18 protein-coding genes, 4 tRNA genes and 1 pseudogene are annotated in these 18,751 nt (G+C 66.4%); 8 read left to right on the forward strand and 15 right to left on the reverse strand.

The features are described from left to right. The first annotated feature begins 4 nt into the window (after nt 1-4). The 5 genes from pqqD (at nt 5) to VS93_RS07480 (ending at nt 4,118) form a co-directional block, all read left to right on the forward strand. Nucleotides 5-286 carry a pyrroloquinoline quinone biosynthesis peptide chaperone PqqD gene (gene pqqD, locus VS93_RS07460; protein WP_052745580.1) on the forward strand — a complete coding sequence of 94 codons (282 nt, stop codon included), beginning with the start codon at nt 5-7 and terminating at the stop codon, nt 284-286. Continuing rightward, entirely contained in the window at nt 279-1,370 is a 1,092-nt protein-coding gene (gene pqqE / locus VS93_RS07465) for a pyrroloquinoline quinone biosynthesis protein PqqE (RefSeq protein ID WP_046469265.1), read from the forward strand. Before pqqD ends, pqqE begins: the two co-directional genes overlap by 8 nt. 232 nt (nt 1,371-1,602) lie before the next feature. Continuing rightward, nucleotides 1,603-2,706, forward strand: a complete 1,104-nt coding sequence (locus tag VS93_RS07470; protein WP_046469266.1) for a sodium:calcium antiporter — start codon at nt 1,603-1,605, stop codon at nt 2,704-2,706. A gap of 155 nt (nt 2,707-2,861) precedes the next feature. Further along, the gene (locus VS93_RS07475) at nt 2,862-3,395 is read left to right on the forward strand and encodes a Chromate resistance protein ChrB (protein ID WP_236700395.1); all 534 of its coding nucleotides are present in this window, start codon (nt 2,862-2,864) and stop codon (nt 3,393-3,395) included. Between the two features lie 276 nt (nt 3,396-3,671). Next, entirely contained in the window at nt 3,672-4,118 is a 447-nt protein-coding gene (locus VS93_RS07480) for a YkvA family protein (protein ID WP_046469268.1), read from the forward strand. 173 nt (nt 4,119-4,291) lie between these two features. Here the strand turns inward: VS93_RS07480 and VS93_RS07485 are convergent. The 3 genes and pseudogenes from VS93_RS07485 to tnpA form a co-directional block, all read right to left on the reverse strand. After that, nucleotides 4,292-5,343: pseudogene (locus tag VS93_RS07485) on the reverse strand (CapA family protein). 607 nt (nt 5,344-5,950) lie between these two features. Beyond that, nucleotides 5,951-6,163 (reverse strand): helix-turn-helix domain-containing protein, encoded by a 213-nt coding sequence (locus VS93_RS07490; protein ID WP_046469299.1) that lies wholly within the window; start codon nt 6,161-6,163, stop codon nt 5,951-5,953. A gap of 162 nt (nt 6,164-6,325) precedes the next feature. After that, nucleotides 6,326-6,793, reverse strand: a complete 468-nt coding sequence (gene tnpA / locus VS93_RS07495; protein ID WP_082126690.1) for an IS200/IS605 family transposase — start codon at nt 6,791-6,793, stop codon at nt 6,326-6,328. A 40-nt stretch (nt 6,794-6,833) separates the two neighbouring features. Between tnpA and VS93_RS07500 the strand changes: the two genes are divergently transcribed. Next, the gene (locus VS93_RS07500) at nt 6,834-7,676 is read left to right on the forward strand and encodes an RNA-guided endonuclease InsQ/TnpB family protein (RefSeq protein WP_236700396.1); all 843 of its coding nucleotides are present in this window, start codon (nt 6,834-6,836) and stop codon (nt 7,674-7,676) included. A 463-nt stretch (nt 7,677-8,139) separates the two neighbouring features. Here VS93_RS07500 and VS93_RS29690 read toward each other — a convergent pair whose 3' ends face one another. The 6 genes from VS93_RS29690 to VS93_RS07525 all read right to left on the reverse strand — a co-directional run bounded on the left by VS93_RS29690 (nt 8,140) and on the right by VS93_RS07525 (nt 14,473). Beyond that, the gene (locus VS93_RS29690) at nt 8,140-9,075 is read right to left on the reverse strand and encodes a hypothetical protein (RefSeq protein ID WP_082126691.1); all 936 of its coding nucleotides are present in this window, start codon (nt 9,073-9,075) and stop codon (nt 8,140-8,142) included. Nucleotides 9,076-9,122: 47 nt separating this feature from the next. Continuing rightward, nucleotides 9,123-10,139: a hypothetical protein gene (locus VS93_RS07505; protein WP_046469269.1), complete on the reverse strand. Its 1,017-nt coding sequence runs from the start codon at nt 10,137-10,139 to the stop codon at nt 9,123-9,125. 49 nt (nt 10,140-10,188) lie between these two features. Then, the gene (locus VS93_RS07510) at nt 10,189-10,392 is read right to left on the reverse strand and encodes a hypothetical protein (RefSeq protein WP_156184715.1); all 204 of its coding nucleotides are present in this window, start codon (nt 10,390-10,392) and stop codon (nt 10,189-10,191) included. Further along, nucleotides 10,377-12,545 (reverse strand): hypothetical protein, encoded by a 2,169-nt coding sequence (locus VS93_RS07515; RefSeq protein WP_156184716.1) that lies wholly within the window; start codon nt 12,543-12,545, stop codon nt 10,377-10,379. Before VS93_RS07515 ends, VS93_RS07510 begins: the two co-directional genes overlap by 16 nt. 87 nt (nt 12,546-12,632) lie before the next feature. Then, nucleotides 12,633-13,850 carry an alpha-xenorhabdolysin family binary toxin subunit A gene (locus VS93_RS07520; protein ID WP_046469272.1) on the reverse strand — a complete coding sequence of 406 codons (1,218 nt, stop codon included), beginning with the start codon at nt 13,848-13,850 and terminating at the stop codon, nt 12,633-12,635. 227 nt (nt 13,851-14,077) lie between these two features. Then, nucleotides 14,078-14,473 (reverse strand): transposase, encoded by a 396-nt coding sequence (locus VS93_RS07525; RefSeq protein ID WP_162231652.1) that lies wholly within the window; start codon nt 14,471-14,473, stop codon nt 14,078-14,080. Nucleotides 14,474-15,155: 682 nt separating this feature from the next. Between VS93_RS07525 and VS93_RS33285 the strand changes: the two genes are divergently transcribed. After that, nucleotides 15,156-15,434, forward strand: a complete 279-nt coding sequence (locus tag VS93_RS33285) for a helix-turn-helix domain-containing protein (protein WP_394298800.1) — start codon at nt 15,156-15,158, stop codon at nt 15,432-15,434. A 170-nt stretch (nt 15,435-15,604) separates the two neighbouring features. On the opposite strand, the gene VS93_RS07535 is transcribed toward VS93_RS33285, so the two are convergent. From VS93_RS07535 to VS93_RS07555, 5 genes are all read right to left on the reverse strand, one after another. Continuing rightward, a tRNA-Val gene (locus tag VS93_RS07535) sits at nt 15,605-15,681 on the reverse strand. A gap of 11 nt (nt 15,682-15,692) precedes the next feature. Further along, nucleotides 15,693-15,767 (reverse strand) — tRNA-Cys (locus VS93_RS07540). A 47-nt stretch (nt 15,768-15,814) separates the two neighbouring features. Then, nucleotides 15,815-15,887 (reverse strand) — tRNA-Gly (locus VS93_RS07545). A gap of 39 nt (nt 15,888-15,926) precedes the next feature. Next, a tRNA-Gly gene (locus tag VS93_RS07550) sits at nt 15,927-15,999 on the reverse strand. Nucleotides 16,000-16,239: 240 nt separating this feature from the next. Beyond that, nucleotides 16,240-16,671, reverse strand: coding sequence for a roadblock/LC7 domain-containing protein (locus tag VS93_RS07555; protein ID WP_046469273.1), 432 nt, complete (start codon nt 16,669-16,671; stop codon nt 16,240-16,242). Between the two features lie 360 nt (nt 16,672-17,031). Here VS93_RS07555 and VS93_RS07560 point away from each other — a divergent pair, with 360 nt between their 5' ends. Continuing rightward, a complete protein-coding gene (locus VS93_RS07560) occupies nt 17,032-17,874 on the forward strand; it encodes an aminotransferase class IV (protein WP_046469274.1) in 843 nt (280 codons plus the stop codon). A 199-nt stretch (nt 17,875-18,073) separates the two neighbouring features. Here the strand turns inward: VS93_RS07560 and VS93_RS07565 are convergent, their stop codons facing one another. Further along, nucleotides 18,074-18,493 carry an SsgA family sporulation/cell division regulator gene (locus VS93_RS07565; protein ID WP_046469275.1) on the reverse strand — a complete coding sequence of 140 codons (420 nt, stop codon included), beginning with the start codon at nt 18,491-18,493 and terminating at the stop codon, nt 18,074-18,076. Between the last annotated feature and the right edge of the window lie 258 nt (nt 18,494-18,751).

An 18,751-nucleotide genomic window follows, 5' to 3' on the forward strand; every position in this document is an offset into this window, starting at 1 on the left:
AGCGATGAGCACTGCACTGCGGTTATCAAGCCATCCCGGGCTTTCCCCGCACGTTCGACTGGCGTTCGATCGGGTGCGCGAGCGCCACGTGCTGCTGGGCCCGGAGTCGGTACTGGTCCTGAACCCGACAGGCGCGGCCGTTCTCAAACTGTGCGACGGGCGGCGGACGGTGGCCGAGATCGTGCGGGAACTGGGCCGGCAATACGACCGTGTGGTCGGCGACGAGGTGCGGGACTTCCTCGCTCGCCTGGTCGCCAACCGGTGTGTGGAGTTCGGCGATGACTAGCCCGTTCGGACTGCTGGCCGAGCTCACCTACGCCTGCCCACTGCACTGCGCGTACTGCTCGAACCCGCTCAACCTCGCCGACTACCGCGACGAACTGAGCACGGCGCAGTGGCAACGGGTGCTGACCGAGGCGCGGGAGCTGGGTGTCCTGCAGCTTCACTTGTCGGGCGGCGAACCGCTCCAGCGCCGCGACATCGTAGAGATCGTGCACAGTGCCACTGATCTGGGGCTGTACACGAACCTCATCACGAGCGCGCTCGGTCTCTCGCGACGTCGGGCGGAGCAGCTCAGAGCGGCCGGCCTGGGGCACGTACAGATCAGCATCCAGGCCGCTGAGGCGGCCGAGTCCGACCGCATCGCCGGCACTCCCTCCTTCGAGCGCAAGCTCACGGCAGCGCATCTGGTGAAGGAGCTGGACTGGCCGCTCACGTTGAACGTCGTCCTCCACCGGCGGAACATCGACAGGGTCACCGACATTCTTCGCATAGCCGAGGAGTTGCGGGCCGACCGCGTCGAGCTCGCCAACACTCAGTACTACGGCTGGGCGTGGCACAACCGCAGTGCGCTTCTGCCCAGCAGGCCGCAGATCGAACGGGCGGAGACGACCGTACGCGCCGCGCGTGAGCGCCTGAGGGAACGGATGGAAATCGTCTATGTTCTCCCGGACTACTACGGCCAGTACCCCAAGCCGTGTATGGGCGGATGGGGACAGCGACAGCTCACCGTGGCACCCAACGGCGACGTCCTCCCCTGTCCCGCCGCACACGCCCTGCCGCTGCCGCGCGCGAGCGTGCACGAGAACTCTCTGGCGTGGATCTGGGAGGAGTCTCCCCTCTTCCAACGTTTCCGCGGAACAGACTGGATGCCGGAACCATGCCGGAGCTGCGAACGCCGCGAACTCGACTTCGGCGGGTGCCGCTGTCAGGCCTTCCAGCTCACAGGGGATGCTGCACGCACCGATCCGGTCTGCCATCTCTCGCCCGACCACGGGATCGTGGTCGAAGCGGTGCAGGCGGCCAACGAGGCGGCACGGCCACGCGAAGAAGAACTCACTCCCCGACCTCATCCGGGCCGCTCGGTGTGAGCGGTGCGCGGAACCCTCGCCAGCCGCGCGGCACTGCTGAGGGGCAGGCCGCTGGTAGGGGATCCTCGTCGTTGCCCACTCCACCGGCGCTCCTACGGATCGGCACACAGGGTGATGGTTTCACTACTTTAAGAAAGGGAAGGAGGGGGTGTCCGACTCCGACGCGAGCACGGTAGGCGTGCCGTGCCCTCCGGGAACGCGGCGGTTCAGACGGCGAGAGGGAGGTTTCACTGTGACCTCGGTACTCGTTTTCATCTCCGGGGCGGCGCTGTTGGTCTACAGCGCCGAAAAGCTGATCGGCTACCTCGTCGGGGTCGCGGGTGGCCTCAAGGTCTCCGTGTTTCTGCTCGCCATCATCTTCACGGGTATCGAGTTCGACGACGTTTTTCTCGGTGTTGTGCTCAATCTCGAGGACATCGACGATGTCGCACTCGGCATCGTGTTCGGGACGGTGCTCTCGCTACCTGGAATCGTGCTCGCGATCGCCGCGATCCTCACACCGACCGAGATAAACGTTCCGCGTGGTTATGTCATCGTCTTCGCCCTCGCGCCGGTCGTGATGATCGTGTTCACGCTGATAGCGCCGCTCACCATCGTGCACGGTGTAATCCTCCTCGGGCTGTTCGCGCTGTTCCTCGCCTACGTCGCAGTCCGGGAGTCGAGGGGAGAGACGCCGGTATTCCGCGACGCGGAGATGTACGAGGCCTACGCCGCCGTCCGAGCGTCCGGCGGAGAAACGTCGGACCTCCCGGAGGCCGGTACCTACGCGGGAAAGGCCGAGCCGGACACCGGAAGCGAACTTCCGGCCGGGGTGGCGGAGGGGCGGCTATCGGAACACATGCCTTTCGGTGAAGCACGCCGCCGTTCCGGATGGGCCAGCCTCGGGTTGGCGGTCATCGCACTCGCCGGTCTCATTATCGGCGCCGCGACCACGGGCATCGGGACCGAGGGCATCCTCGAAGAGTACGGAATCGAGGGGACCATCTTCGGGGCCACGATCGTAACCGTCGTGCTGACCGTCGAAGACATCTTCCTGACCGTTGAACCCGCCCGCAAGGGCGCGCCGGAGATCGGAATCGGGAACGTCATCGGGAGCGTCGTCTTCTCGGTCACGGGGAAACTGGGCATCATCCTCCTGGCGGGCGGTCTCATGCTCGGCCCGAACGTGCTCACGTGGCATTTGCCGGTGCTCGTCGCACTGACCGGGCTCGCGGCGTACTTCCTCTCCACGGGGCAGCTGAAGCGATGGCACGGCTACACGCTGCTCAGCCTCTACATCGTCTACTGGGCCGTCAGTTTCTTCGGGCTCGGGACGGTTCCAGCCGAGATGGACTAGCGGCTTCCGTGGCCGCTGTGCGCGGCGGAACCGCGCAGACGCCCCCGAATGATGAAGGGCGCCTCTGGAGCCAGGGGGCCGGGATGCCACTCCTAGGACCGAGCCACGCAGGCCGGCGGTGGTCTCGGGGTTCTCATGCGGGGATACTGGCGGACGTGAGCGATGATCCTGCGTGGTTGATGCTGGTCTACCGGGTGCCGAGTAAGCCGTCCCGGTTGCGGGCGGCGGTGTGGCGGCGGTTGAAGTCGGCCGGAGCGGTGTACCTGGCGAACTCGGTGGCCGTGCTACCGGAGTCCAGCACTGCCGAGCGGACACTGCGTACGCTGCGGGCCGAGGTGGAACAGATGGGCGGGTCCGGGCAGGTGCTGCGGGCGGAAGCGCTGGCGGGGCAGGCCGATATCGTCGCCGCCTTCAACGCCGCGCGCGATGCAGAGTACACAGAGGTGCTGTCGCGGTGTGCGGACTTCCAGGCCGAGATCGACAAGGAGACCAAGGCAGAGAAGTTCACCTACGCCGAGCTGGAGGAGAACGAGGAAGACCTGGCCAAACTGCGCGGCTGGCTGGACAAGATCCGCACGCGCGACAGGTTGGGCGCCTCCCGCGCCCGGGAGGCCGGTACCGCTGTGGAGAGCTGCGCGACATCCCTGGAGGGCTTCGCGGAACGGGTCTACGCCGCTGAGACCGGATAATAGTTCTACCTGGTATTTCTAACAGCAGTTATGATCAATATATGACATTGGTTAGTGTATGGCGGTTTGCGGTGGCCTTCGGTGCGGTCAGCCTGCCCGCGAAAGCGGTGCACGAGGAGGCCCGTGCGGTGACCGGCCCGTCCTGGGCTCGCTCGGAGCCGACACGGCGCTGGTCGGGATGATCACCGGACCGGGGGAGGCGTTCGCGTTCGCCGGCCGGCCGGGCAGAGGGCCGTTGGCGGGTCGTGCCCGCGTGGTCAAGGCGGAGGGGCCACCGTGACCGGGACAGCCTGGGCGGACGCACTGATCGGTCTCGCCGCGGGGATGCTTTTGGCATGGCTTGCCCTGGTCACTGTGTTGCTGGTGCTCCGTCCCCATGGGGGGGTGCCACGGGAGGCGCTTCGGCTGCTGTCCGACGCGCCGCGCCTGATCCGGCGGCTGGCCACCGATCCCGACCTTCCCCGTGGTGTGCGCATCCGAATCGGCCTGCTGGCGGTCTACCTGGCGATGCCCATCGACCTGGTGCCCGACTTCGTGCCCGTGCTCGGCTACGCCGACGACGCGATCGTCGTCATCGCCGTACTGCGCTCCGTCGTACGGCGCGCCGGAATCCAGGCCGTACGCCGGCACTGGCCCGGCACCGAGGACGGCTTCACCGCACTCTGCCGGCTCGCCGGCCTGCCCACCGGAGAGCCACCCGCCACCGGTACGCCCGGGAGGTGACCGTCAGCGCCGCGGCCCCGAGGTGCCGCCCGTGAACCGTGTCTGCGACGTTTTGGGCAGCCTCATCGGACGGGACGCGCCCTGCGCGAGAGGTTTTCTCCTCGACGGGGTCTCCCTGTTGTCCCCGCAGGTGGCGGATCTCGATCGACTCGGGAACCGGCCTGGGCGCGCGATCACGGTTCGGCGCTCACCTCCGATCCGCAGGTGTCCCGGTACCCTTCCCAGGTCTCCAGCGCGCCCGCGGCCTGCTCCCCCTCGTACAGGATCGGGACGCCGCCCCGGATCCGCCCCGGTAGCCACTCGTCCTCCAGCACTTCTCCCTCCTGGAGGGTGAGCTGGAGCACACCGGTTTCGGCGGTGGGGCCGCTGAAGTTGTAGAAGACGAAGTTGCCCAACCCGTAGTGCACGTAGGCGCCGTCGAGGTAACCGCCGGGACTGAGCACGTGGGCGTGGGAGCCGACGACGACGTCGGCGCCGGCGTCGATGAGCCGGCGTGCGAGATCCGGCGCGTGCGGAAGCGGGCAGTGCTCGCCCTCCAGCCCTTCGTGCAGGTAGGTGATGACGGTATCGGCCTGCGCGTCGGCCTGGCTGACCGCCTCCAGCATGCGCTCCAGCTCTCCGTCCTTGACCGAGGCGAGCCCGGGCTTGTCGTCCCCGGCCGTCCAGTCCGGGATCAGGTGTGCGTCCAGGACGTCGGTGGCGCCGAGGATCGCGACCGTGTTGCCGTTGATCTCGACCTGGTGCGGGGCGTAGGCCTCATCGGCGTTCCGGCCGATGCCCACGATCGGGAATCCGGCGTCCTCGGCATGGTCAAGGGTGTCCTCCAGCCTTCGGTGCCGTAATCCATGCCGTGGTTGTTGGCGACCGTGGCGACATCGACCCCGGCGGTTTCCAGGGCCTCGTAGGCCGAGGGGGGCGCCCGGAAGACGAACTCCTTGCCGGGGGCCGGAGTACCCGCCTCGGTCACGGCGGTTTCCAGGTTCACCATGCTGAGGTCGCTCCGGGAGAACACCTCGGAGACCGGTCCCATGGCGGTTCCGGGATCGGAGGCCAGCCGGTCGGCCAGCATGCCCTCGAACATCACATCGCCGCCGAAAGCGACGGTGAACGGCTTCGGCTCGGTCGAGGATTCGGATGTGTCGACGGCCTCGGCCGTCGCGCCTTGGTTCTCGGCGGGGTCCTGCACGCCCGGCCCTCCGCACGAGGTGAGCAACAGCGCCGCCATGGCGAGCAATGTGTAGTGCCGCGGCCGGTAGGGGGCTGGGGGATGTGTTGTGGGGGTCACACGAGCCTCCGTCTTGCGGGCACCTTCCCCGTTGGCGAACGGGACCCGGCGGCCACAGTGCGCTGCGCCCTGCCGGCTCTCCCGACCCGGACGTGCGGGGACCGCGGCCGGCCCTCAAGGGGTACGTGTGGCTGCGGCGAGTCAGGGCGGAGGGACGGTCGGCGCGGCTGTGTGGCCACCCCGGCGCCCCGTCTCGGGAGATCGGGAAAAGCCCCTGGTCAGTCGTCATTCCCTCTATAGGACGCAAAGCGGTGTATCCCGGTTGAGAGACGCATGCCGCTCATCGACGGCGATTCGCACATTTCGCCCATGGGGACCATCGGACCGTGGGCGCCCGGAGGGGAGTGCCGAGCGCCGTTCGGACTTCCGGGATGCAGGAGACCGGCACCTCCCGGCGGCGATCCCTGAGGGCACCGCGGCGAACAAGACGGCCTTCCCCGTGCACCAACCGGTGGGGGAAGCGGCGGAAGGGACATCGTCCGTCTTCCGACCTCTCCCGCACGTGTGGACTCGACGCAGCCGGGTGGGGGAGCGGCGTGCACCGCGATCAACGGCTCCCACGCACCGTGGAGTCGCCGAGCCGTGAAGCGGAGCGGAAATCGTCGTCGGCCGTGATGCCCAACGCATGCGGAGGAATGGCAAGGGCGCGGCTGAGGTAGGACCGTGGACCGTGGTCGGTGATGGTGCGCTGGCCGCGTTCGAGAAAGGAGATGTAGGAGGGGGCGTAACCGAGCCGTTCACCGAGTGCGGACTGCGACATCCGGGTCAGACGCCCGTCGCCGCTGGCCGGTGCTTGGCGGGATGTGGTCTTGCCTCGGTTTCGCGGACACCTGAGGAGTTGGGACGATGCGTCCCGCCTAAGGGAGGTTCGCAAGTGGCACAGCCAGGCCCCTACCTAGCATTCGCGAGAATGCCCTGGCCTTCAGGCCGGGGGTGAATCGTCCCACCAGCCTCCCGGAACCGGCCCGGGTCGCTGTTGTTCCTGGATGTAGCGCTTGACCACGGCCAGCGGAGCACCACCGCACGATCCCGCGAAGTACGACCCTGACCAGAACCGCCCGTGCATGATGTTGCGGTTCACCTGGTAAGTGAACTCCCGCCGAAGGTAGCGAGAGCTGACCCCCTTAAGGCTGTTGACCAGCTTGGACAACGCGACTTTCGGTGGGTAGTGCACCAATAGGTGCACGTGGTCGTGCTCGCCGTTGAACCGCTTCAGCTTGGCGCCGAAGTCCGCGCACACATCGCCCATGATCTCCTCGCACCTGATCAGCATCTCGGGCGTGAACACCTTGCGCCGGTACTTCGTGACGAAAACCAAGTGAGCATGAAGGTTGTAGGCGACATGTGCACCCCGGCGTAAATCGGGACTCTGTTCCCATCGTGGTGACATGAACCAATAGCATAGTGCTGTGTTGGCAAGGAGGTGACATATGAAGCGCGAACGCGGCCACAAGGCACGCCTTTACCCCGACTCTGACCAGCTCTCGGCGCTGGAAGACCAGGGGCACGCGTCGCGCGCCATGTGGAACCTCCTGCACGACTGGTGGACCATGGCAAGCGAGAACCGGCGCGTGCAGCTGAAGGAAGCCGACCAGGCGATCCGGCAGGCACGCAAGGACATCGACTGGCTGTCCGACCTGCCCGCCCAAGCCGCCCAAGCGGTCCTGAAGACCTACTTCCGGGCGTGGGGGAACTACTGGGAAGGACGTGCCAAGGCCCCGACGTTCAAGGCCCGGTTCCGCTCCCGCATGGCCATCGACGTACCCCAAGGTCGCGACCTCGGCATCCGCAGGATCACCCGCCGATGGGGCGTGGTGAAGGTCCCCAAGGTCGGCATGATCCGGTTCCGGTGGACCAAAGACCTTCCGGTCGGCAAGCACACCGACGTCAAGAACAAGGTCACCGGTGCCCGCCTGGTCAGGGAAGCCAACGGGTGGCACGTGGTGTTCCGCGTGCGCACCGAGACCAAGGAACTGGCCCCCCAGCTCGGACCCGGAGTCGGTATCGACCGGGGTGTCGCCAAGCCATTGGCCCTCTCAGACGGCAGCTTCCGCGAACACGACCCCTGGCTGAGCCGGCTGAGTCGCAACGTCTGCGCCGATTGGAGAAGACAGCGGCACGTCAGAAGCACGCTCGCAAGCGCGGTGAGAGAACATCGAACCGTCTCAAGCGGACCTATGACCAGATCGCAGGCATGCGCGCGAGAGCCAAGCGCCGCACCCTGGACTGGCAGCACAAGACCACCACCGGACTTGCCGAGACCTTCGGCGTGATCGGGGTGGAAAACCTGGCCATCGCCAACATGGTCAAGTCCGCTCGGGGGACCGTGGACACCTCGGGCACAGGCGTCCGGCAGAAAGCCGGATTGAACCGGTCGATCAGCGGAGAAGCGTGGGGACGCACGAGCACCCTGCTGGAATACAAGCTGTTCGACCGGGGCGGCCACTGTCCTGTACCGGGTGTGATGGAGGCTCTGGTGTGTGCCGGGTTCTGTGGAGCCCTCGGGGGTACCCGGGCGATGAAGCGTCAACCACCAGCAGCGGACGCGTTCCGTTGGCTGGATTCTCCCGCCTTTGGGCAGGAGAGGATGTCAAGGACGACGATCTCAGCGCGGTGGGCGAGCCGTTCGCACACTACGAGGGCGAAGCCCTCCGGCTGTGTCCGGGACAGGGCCGGAGGACCTCCTCGGCCGGCGATCGCTGGCCCGCCCGCACGTGGCGTGTCCTCGCTGTTCCTTCAGCTCGCCAGTGCGTGTTTAGCGTACCCTGACTCAATGGTGTCGAGGTTGGCGCGGACCGAGCGTACGACCTCCTCCCAGAAGTGCTGCGATCCCGACAGCGAGATCCGTTGGATCACCGTTCCGATTTCGGCTTCCCCGGCGCGTTCGACGGCGTCCGCGGCGTTCTTGGCCGTGCTGGCCAGGACGAGCGTGTTTCCCGCCACCAGGGCGATGGCGTTTCCGGTCTGGCTCAGGCGTTGCCTGAGGACGGTGATCTCCTCGCGGAGCCGTGCAACGGACTCTTCGAACGTGGACCGCACCCGCTCGAATTGCCGCATGGCGTTGTCCTTGCCACACGGTTTGTCGTCGATGAACTCCCGCATCGCGCTCAGGGACGCTGCCGCGGAGCGCTCGAACTCCTCGGCCAGGCGGACGAGTGAGTCCAGGGCGGCGTCGGTGCGCTGAGAGTGCCGGGCGATTCGTGAGGTCAGGGAGCTGAATACCTCCTTGCTGCCGTCCAAGTGCCGGTACAGGGTTGTCAGCGCGGTGTGGAGCTGCTCCCGGTCACCAGGGCCGGGTTGTTCGCCCCGATCGATCGCGCTGCGCACGTCGTTCACCAGGCGTGTTGCTCCGCGGTAGGCGTCGTCGGTAGCGGGGACGGTGTCGCGCATCCAGTCAAGAAGCGCGCGGTAGTCCGAAAGGGTTGACCGGCCCTCGTTCGCGGCCTCGAAGAGGATGCCGCTTATGGGGCCGCGTATTGCGGAGAAGCTGACCTCGTAGCCATATTGGGCGCGTTTGGTGTCCCAGAACAGGAAGGGGTCGTAGGTGCAGTTGACTGCTATGTGCCAAGGGCCGAGGTCGGTAGCTGCGACGCGGGCTCCAATGTCGAGGATGTCTTGGGGCAGACGGGCGAGGCGACCGATGGCGGAGGCGACCTGTGCCTGGTTGTTCACGGCGGTGCTCCTGTTCGTTCCAGTCGCTGCTGGCGGGGCGTGCAGGTTCAGGGATCGCTGGTGGCCATGGACGCTTGGACGAATTGCTCGGCGTTGGCCTTGAGCGCCTGCCACCGCTTCGGCCATTCGGGATACCCGATTGCCGTGCGGACTTTGGCGGGGTCGGCGAGCATCGAGTCGGGGCCCAGCTCGGTCACCATGCCGAACGTGGCCGAAACGCTGTTGAAGGCGTGTTCGATCTCGCGGACGCGGCGTTCCACCTCCAGCAGTGCGGGCACGACCCGGTCGGCGGCGATGAAAAAGTCCCGGAGGTCGGCGGTGAAACGCTGCTTGTGCTGGATGATCTCTTGGTTGTGGGAGATCTTGCTGGTGATCTCCTGCTTCTCGGCCGGAGTCAGCTTCTTTTGGGGCAGGAGGCCGCCGCCCTTACCAGAGGCAAGCCGCTGTTGCAGGTCGCGGTTGACGGCGGTGAGTTCACCGATTGTCTGGTTGGCCTCGTTGATCAGTTTGGTGCTCTCCAGGGCCTGGACCTGGGCGAATAGGTCGGCGCGGTCCTGTTGGACCTGGGCGCGCAGCGCCGGGCCCTCACCTGTGATCTTGGCCGCGGTGGCGGTCAGCCCTCCCTGCCCGACCAGGATCTCGCGAACCTGGGTTATCCGCTCGGCGGGAGTGGTGCCGTCCACGAGGGCGGGCAGATGGTCGAGGGTGTCGAGCATCGCCCCGGCGGCGCTGCCGACCTGCCCGGCGAACCACACCAGCGCCCCGAAGGTTTCCTTGGGGGAGCGCTTGCCCAGCAGGTAGTTCCCGTCGTGGACGATGTGGTTCTTGAGGTCGGCCGGCCCGCTCATCCGTGCGGCGACCTGCCGCACGGATGACAGCGCGGAGGTGAACGCGGTGATCTCGGCCGCTTCGTCGAACGCGCCGTAGCGGTGCGTGAACTCCTCGGTGTGATGCGGGATCTCGGACACCTGGGCAAACCACGCGGTGATGGTGTCCCAGCAGGTGCGCACGCCGGTGAACGAGGCCGGGTCGCTTGTGGCGGAAGCGGTGGTGCCGTCGGTCATGCTGCCTTCCTCGCCTTCAAGGTCGGTTCTGGTCGCGGCATGGAGATGCTCAGTCAGCGGTGCGGTAGCTGACACGCAGGGTGAGCAGGAGTCTGGTGGCACCGTTGAGGTCGCCTCCGTTGCGGTCGAGCCGCAGGATCCATTCGGTGAACGGCGTGGGAGTGAGATAGGTCTTCTCATCGACCGTCCAAGGGGTGGATATCGTTCCGGTCGCCGGGGCGTAGACGTAGCTGCCTTTCATAGCGGCCGACACGAACCGGCGCTCGTCGGTCGGGTCCGGCCCGGTGAGGTTGCGGTACAGCCAGATGTCGCCAAGCTCGCGATGATGTTGCCCCGACTGTTGGGGGTCGCCCCCTCGACACGCACTTTCGCCTCCAGCACCCAGACGGGCAGTTGGCCGCTGTCAGGCAGTTGACCCTGCAGTCGGGGGTCGTTCGGGGAGATGGTGAAGAGCAGCCCGGACCCGCTACGACCGGAAGGGGGGACCAGGTAGGCCACGTCGCTGTCCGGGACAGTTGTGTCCTTGGCGCCTACGATCGGGAAGGCGAGTTCCACCGTCCCCTTACTGGGCAGGGTCACCCGGTTGGCACCCAGGCCGCTGACCCGGGCCACCCAGTCGGCTACCTCGGCGAATCGCGTCTTGAGTTCGGTTGCGGTCATGTCGACGCCGATCGTTGGCGGGGCGGCGAAGAACAGGTAGCGATAGGCGCTTCGGTAGTCGGTCCAGGTCGCATACAGCGATCTGCGGATGGTGTCGGCGCGCATGGCGAGCAACCCCCGCAGTGCCGCCCGGCGTTCCCCCTGCTCGCCCGTGTCCCGGGCCAGTTTGGCCCACCGGTCGTGGACGGTTGCGGCCGCGGTGATCTGCGAGCTGAGCGCGGCCGCGTCGGCGAGCCGCGCAGCGTACCGGATGAGTTTGGCGCTGACGGCCTTGCCATAGGCGCCCAGGATCCGCAGCGCCGCGAGGTAGGCGTTGACCTCTGGCCCGGGGGCGCCGGAGTCTCTGAGATCGGCGACTTTGTGTTCGGCTGCGGTGAGGAAGTTGGACCAGGCAAGATCCGGGTCGACGGCGATGGTTCCCAGCTCGCGGGGAAGGTCCGTGGCCGCCGTTGGCTGTTCACGCAGCCGGGCCCCACTCTGGCAGGCCGCCACTATCTGCTCTTGGGTTCGGATCAGTGTCCTGGCGTGCCCGATCAGTCCGCCGTCGTCGGGGATCTCCTGCGAGACCTCCTTGATGGCGCTGTAGGCCTGTTCGGCCAGCCGCGCGAATCCCTCGGCGGCCTCCTGCGCCTTTCCGGGATCCTCGACAGCCGCGGCAGCGGTGACGCCGCTCTTCACCGCGTTGATGCCCATACTGAGGCAGGCGTCCAGCCAATCGCGGATCTGCTTGTCGGCAATGGCTTTGCGAAGCAGCGCGAACCGGGTGGCGACGGTGTCATGCTGGGCCAGCAGTTCGTACCGCAGAGAGGTGATCTCCTTGCCCAACCGGACCAGGTCCTCGTCGACCTGGTCGTGCCGCTGCTTGACGGGTTTCTGTTCGGTCAGGGCGGTCTCGGCCAGGCCGGTGCTCAGTTTGGTGACCGCATCGTCGATCTCCGCGGCGGTGGCGAGGGTGTGCAGGGCGTCCTCGTGCCATTTGACGGCGTCGATCAAGCCGGTGATGCGCTCTTTGTAGAAATCCGACGCCAGCACCGGAACGTAGGTGGTGCCGGGCGGTACGTTCAGCGTCATCAGCAGCGCGGCGGCCTGCTGGTAGAGGTCGGTGAACTCTCCGCGCAGCCCGGCCGGGATCTTCGCCCCCGCGATGGCCACGCATCGGGTGATCCAGCTCAGCATCGAACGGGCGGTCGCGGCGTCGTCCGGATCCTCGTTTCCCAGCAGAAATGTGGACGCGGTGAGGGACGCCTTGAACGCGTTGAGCGCAGCAGGCCGCGCCACCATGTCGGCGATGTCCTCAGCGGTGGCGCTGGTGGTGGCTTTGACATGGCCACCGGCCACCTCGACGCTGACCACACGTGGCTCCGGGGAGGTCGGCACCGGATAGCCATCGTCGCTCCTGGCTCCGGTCGCAAGCCGGAGCGGACCTTCGGTGGTGCCGCCGATCAGCAGCGTTAGGGCGTCGCCGTCCCTGACGATCCGGGGGCCGTCCTGGGCGTCGCGCACGATCACGTTGCGCGCGACGATCGAGGTTCCCCGAGCGTTGAAGCTCGGTTGGTCCAGTAGCAGGGTATCGGTGTAGATGACCAGAGTGGTGCCGGGATCGGCACCGGGATGGTCGACAATCTCGCTCAGCGCGGTGTACAGCCCGCCGAACAGCAGGTCGATCACCCGGCCGCTGTCAACGGTGCGACGCAGCGTTCGGTACGCCTTGGTCTTGACGGTGAGACCGCTCAACTCGGTGGCCACGAGGACGCTCCTTTCGAACAGTGGGTGCGGGCCGCGGGGGAGCGGTGCCTCCGACCCCCGCAACACCGTCTGGGCCATCCGGTCCACCTAGGCGGGCTGGAGTTCATGCTCGGGGATGGGCTTGCCGGGAGGCGTGGCAGAGTGGGAGAACTTCACCATCGAGTTGAGCGTGAAGTTGCCGGCAGCCTCCTTGATCTCCTCCCACTTGTGCGCGGCCTCGGCCACCTTGAGCTTCTGCATCATGAGGCTCATGTCGGCGAGTTCCTTGTCCTGGTAGTTCTGGGCGACGAAGGTGAGCCGCTGCCCGATGTCGATCCAGGAGCCTTCGATGCTCTCCAGTTGCGTCTTGAAGCCGCTGAGAGCGGGGGTTACTTGGCTGATCGAGGTGTTGAACGCGGACAGGTCCGTGGTCAGCAGGGTCTTCTTGGTGATCTCCTGTCCGGCGCCGGCGATCTGACCGCACAGGTCGTTGTAGGCCGAGCGGGCTTTGGCGGCGGCCACTCCGAAACCGATCCCGAGGCCGAGCGCGATCGGGAAGAGCAGGCCGCCTGAGAGGATGAGCAGCCCGACGGAGGTTGCACATGCCGTGATGGTGTAGTCGTGCCACTTCTTCCACGCCGCGTCCCTGGCCCCTTCCAGGGTTTTGATTTCCTTCTTCTTCTCGCCGATCATCTTGTTGGCCTCGCTCATGATGTCTGAGGAGGCGTTGGTGTAGAGCCGGAGCTCTTCGTGCGCGGCGGTGATCTTCGTGTCGAAGTCCGCCAGTTTCTGCAGAAGTTTCGCGGTCTGCTTGCGCATCTCCTCGGCTGTCTGAACGACCCCTTGCGGGCCGGTGAGGAAGTCGCGGACGTCCTTGGCCCTCTGCGCCGCGTCGTGGCCGGAGTAGACGTCCGAGAAGTTTCGGAACATGAAGGCGATCTGGTCGGCCCTGCTGCGGACCTGGCCCGCCAACCACACGATGTGCGCGTAGATCTCCTTCGGCGGCTCTTTCTGGAGCAGAATCGCGCCGTCCTTCGCGATCGCATCGCGCAGTGTGGTCGGGTTGCCGAAGGTGCCGCTGAGGTCCTGGACGTTCTTCATCGCCTGGACCGCCTTGTTGATCTTGTCCTTGTCGGGGAACTCGCCGTAGCGGGAGACGAAGTCCCCAGTGGTGATGGGCAGCTTCAGAGCGGAGGCGATGTGTGACTGCAAGGTCAGCCACTCGTTGCCGAAGATGATCAGCCGGTTCGCGGGCTGCCCCCGTTCCTGGTTGAGGTTGGGGATGATGGGGAGCTTCTTCGGGAAGGCGGCCGTGTCCGTGGTCATAGGAGCTCCTTGAAATAGAGACTTTCCGGAATCCCGTTCCAAGCGCGGCTACCACATGCCTTTCTGGCCATCGGAGGTTCTCTTTCGTTGGGCGGTCGTGGGCGTCGCGCTATGAGCGACTCCGGTGCCGAAGTTCACCCCGACTGGAATCGGCGAGATCCGATCTACCCGGGCGCCATTCCGGTCCAAACACAGGTGAAACGGGAGCCGCTGTTTCGTGTGGTGTTCTAGAAATACCGGCGTGACGAGTTGAAAGGCGAATGCGGTGGGCCCTCACGGGATGTCGTGCGGGCCTCGGCGAATTCCAGGACCCGCCGCGCCCAGTAGACCACGGAAGGCGCATACGCCTGCTGCACCGCGGAACGGTGCAGGTCTCGCCAGACCCCGGCCCGGGTCCACCGGCGGAATCTGCGGTAGGCGGTTTGCCAGGAGACGGTGAACACCGACGGCAGTTGCCGCCACGGGCACCCTGTCACCAGCACGTAAACGACCGCGGCGAATACGGCCTCCTCGTCGGTAGCGGCGGTGCCTCCGCCCTGCGGTCGATGGGCGAACCAGGGAAGGAGCGGTGCGGCCAATTCCCACAGGCAGGTGGGGGCCAGCCAGCAGAAGCGACCATTCATAGGGCTCATCATGCGCGGCAGGCGTGCCACATGAAACAACTTCCGTTTATTTTTCGCTCGATTGGCGAACAGTCCGCTTTGCATCGAATGCGCTGTTTGTCGACGGATGGGGATTTCACTCGGGACTCAAAAAGAAGAAATCGGGACAGTTCGTCGAGTCGAAAGTGAGTCCATTTCGCGATCGGGGGGCGCCCTGCCCCGCGGACGAGTCAATTCCGGAGGCAACTCTTCTCAGATTCTATTGCCGCCCGAATGCGTGGACCGCGGTGGTGCTCCCGCTCCGCTCCGAGGTGGATTCATTTCCGCTCTTGGTGCGAGGCTTCGCCGGCCAGCAGAGCCCGACCAGGCTGAGGGGTGGATAAGGATCTCGTAGACCCCATCGGATCGCATCCGGGATCGTGTGGTGGCCAAAACCAGACGGCGGGGCTGCGGAGCGTAGCCAGGTTCTCAGGTCGGTGGCCAGCACTGTCTGGCAGGCGTTCTCGCCAAGCGGAGGTCTCTGAGGTGGTGCGGGGCCTCGATATCCCAATGCCCGCACACCAGTGCGCCCAGCCTGAAGGCACCGGCCCGCTCCGCTTCCACGCTTGTCACCACAACTGATCTTTTCATTAGTCGGGTGGGGCGAGTGGGTGGTCTGCGATCATCGCGGTATGCCCCCATTGTTGAGCGTGACGCTGCTGATGTGCCCCCGTTGACACGGCCGCAGACGGTCGAGGCGCGGCGGAGGCGAGCCGCCGAGTTGCTGGAGCAGGGCTGCTCCCAGGCCGAGGTGGCACGGATGGCAGGCGTCTCGCCCGAGAGCGTGCGGCGCTGGAAGCGCCAGATCGAGCGGGGCGGCACCGCCGCGCTGCGGCGGGCGCGTGGCCAGCGGGCGCCTGCCCAAGCTCACCGAGGCCCAGGTGGAACAGGTGCGCACCGTCCTGGATCGGCGGCAGAGCCTGCGTGCGCTCTGGCAGGGTGAGGCGAGGTTGTCGGAGGCGGTGTGCCGCAGATCGGTGGGCACTACCATGCGAGCGGCACCGAGGGGTGCGGACAAACCCCGGAAACGAAAACGGTCTCCCAGATGTCTCCCATGAAGGCTGAGCCCTCCCGGAAGATCTCTGAGAGACCTGTCCTGACCCGCTGTTGTAGTGGTGGGCGATACTGGATTCGAACCAGTGACCTCTACCGTGTCAAGGTAGCGCTCTAACCAGCTGAGCTAACCGCCCAAGCCTAGGCTTGGAGGCGGAGACGGGAATCGAACCCGTGTACAGGGATTTGCAGTCCCTTGCCTAAGCCACTCGGCCACTCCGCCGCGAGGCGCGTTCGCGCCCTCTGAGTGGCACCCACACGGCCTCTCCGAGCGGACGACGGGATTCGAACCCGCGACCCTCACCTTGGCAAGGTGATGCTCTACCAGCTGAGCCACGTCCGCCTGTCACGGGGCCGCAACCCCGTGAGTTTTGCTGCTCCGAGCGGACGACGGGATTCGAACCCGCGACCCTCACCTTGGCAAGGTGATGCTCTACCAGCTGAGCCACGTCCGCGCCGCGAGGCCTGGGCGCCCGGGGCTTGCCGGATGCGCCTCCCTCACTGCCTTTAGAACTCTAGCGGATACCAGCCTCCAGACGAAATCGAAACCCGCTGGTGGCGCGGGAGCGATCCTTGGATGAACGACGAGTGCGCGGATCGGCGCGGGAACGGAGGTCCGCCCCGAAGCGTCGCGGAAGGGGAGCAGGGGGTGGGCGTCCACGGGAGTGATCCCTGCTCACCGGGAATACCGCGGGTCAGCGCTCCAGAGGGCCTATGGAGGTGGGGACGTCCGGGCGGGGCGGGGCTGACAGGTACCGGCCCACTCGCTGTATTACCTTGTTCATCTCGTAGGCCACCAGGCCCACATCGCAGTCGGTGTCGGCGAGCAACGCCATACAGGCGCCCTCGCCTGCGGCGGCGACGAACAGGAACGCGCCGTCCATCTCGATGATGCTCTGTCGGACGTCGCCGGCCGAGAACTGCTTGCCGGCGCCTGAGGCGAGGCTGTGCAGCCCTGAGGCGATGGCCGCCAGGTGCTCGGCCGTCGAACGGTCCAGTTGGCTGGAGGAGGCCATCAGCAGGCCGTCGGTGGAGAGCACGATGGCGTGGCGCGTGCCTTTCGCGCGGATTAGGAGGTCGTCGAGCAACCAGCTCAGTTCGGCGGGGGCGGTACTCCGTGAGGTCATGGCTCTCTTGATCTGTTGTCGTCTGGAGATGGCGCGTCGGTGGCCGGCCGTGAAGGCCGGGCGGCCACCGACATCGGCGGGATACCGTGAGGGCCCCGCAAGCGTTGCCCAGATGATAGCGATTCGTGACCCGTCCGTCCGGTTTCTGATGTGGTGCCGGGGTGGCGTTCTCCTGGTGAGGGTGGGGAACCGGTCTGGTCCGTTACCGTACCCACCGGTTCAGAGCTCTATATGAGACCGGCCGGTGCTGGTCAGGGGGTTGCGTCCATGGCGGAACAGAACGTAGTGGATGGCGGTCCGAGAGTGCACAGGTGGCAGGATCAGGATAGGACGCGGTTCGGAGATGAGGGGATCGAAGCCATGCGGGTGTGGATCGCGGGTGCCGGATACGGCAGGGGGCAGGTGCTCGATGCCGAGGAGGCCCGGATTCCCGTGCTGGATCACGGGATTACGGTCGGTGACGGCGTCTTCGAGACGGTGAAGGCCGTGGGAGGGGAGACCTTCGCTCTCACCCGCCACCTGCAACGGTTGGCTCGCTCGGCGCGGGCTCTCGGCATCGCGTCTCCCGACCTCGACCTCATCAGGGCCGGCGTACGCCAGGCGCTCGACGCCAATCCCGGGATGGAGCCGACCCGGGTGCGCATCACCGTGACCGCGGGGCTGGGGCCGCTGGGATCCGAGCGCACCGGAAGCGAACTCACCAGCATTGTCGCGATCGGGCCCTTCCCTCCGATCGCTCCCATGGTGGACGTCACGGTGGTGCCGTGGACCCGCAACGAGAACGGTGCGCTCGCCGGTGTGAAGTCCACCTCATACGCCGAGAACGTCTTGGCGCTGAGCTATGCGGCCAAGCGCGGCGGGAGTGAGGCGGTCTTCGCGAACACGGCGGGGAACCTGTGCGAGGGAACGGGCAGCAACATCTTCGTGGTCATCGGGGGGCGGCTCGTGACGCCCCCGTTGTCGGCCGGTCCGCTGGCGGGTATCACCCGCGAGCTGGTGCTGGAGTGGGCCGGGGGAGAGGAGAGCGACATCCCGATGTCGTCGCTGCCGGAGGCATCGGAGGCCTTCCTGGCGTCGACCGGCCGCGACGTCCAGCCGATCCGCGCGATCGATGGCCGAGAGCTGCCGGAGGCTCCGGGACCGATCACCCGGAAGGCCATGGAGGTGTTCATGGAGCGCGCCGCGGCCGACCTGGACCCCTGAGCCGACCGGAACACCGCATGCGCCCCGAAGACGACGAAGCCGTGCCCCTTCCGGAAGGGGCACGGCTTCGTCGTCTTCGGCTCTGATGGGGGGTTTGTGGGTGATGTCGGTGGGTAAACCACGAACCAGGTGTATAGGCGTATTCACGTATTGTCGGACATGTCGCAGCGCCCCGGGCGACGGAGGTACCAAGGGCGCATCAGAGGTGCAGGTGCTGCTCGATCTCAGCGTCCAGGTCCACATGGTCGGCTTCCTGCCCTGCTGGAACGATTTCGTACGTCTTGTGCAGGAACTCGGCCAGTGGAGAGACGGGAGCGTCGAACTGCGCCTTCCCGAACGGGGACGACAGTGAGATGTTGACCGTCTGCTCTCCCTCGCCCTTGGCCGGCCAGACCCGGACGTCCCCCTCGCCGACGGGACGCACGATGCCCACTGTCAGCAGCTCCCGGGCGAAGATCCACTCAACGGGGTCGTCCTCGCCGGTGTGGAAGGCCACCTTGATCGCGTAGGGGTCATCGGCGGTGTAGTCCAGCCGCGCGACCAAGGGGACCGCCGTGCGGTCAGGGACCACGAGCCGAAGGCCGAGCTCGGCGCTGGCAGTTATGCCGCTACTGTTCATATTCGCCAAACCTTTTTCTCGTCCGGCCCCGCGTTGTGCGGGTGGTTGCCGTGTCGCCCGCTTCAACGCGGCCGGCCGCGACCTGTGACGCGCGACCGGAACTTATCCTCTCGAATCGTGCAGGGGGAGCGCGCCGCGGCCGCTCCCCCGATCCTTCGTCACTGTAATGAGCTGCGGAAACCAGGAATTTCCGGATGGTGTGTGTGCCAGGTCACCTGCAGGCGGGAAGCTTATGGCTCCCTTCTACTACCGTGCGCC

Source organism: Allosalinactinospora lopnorensis, assembly GCF_000981225.1.
Classification (GTDB): Bacteria; Actinomycetota; Actinomycetes; order Streptosporangiales; family Streptosporangiaceae; genus Allosalinactinospora; species Allosalinactinospora lopnorensis.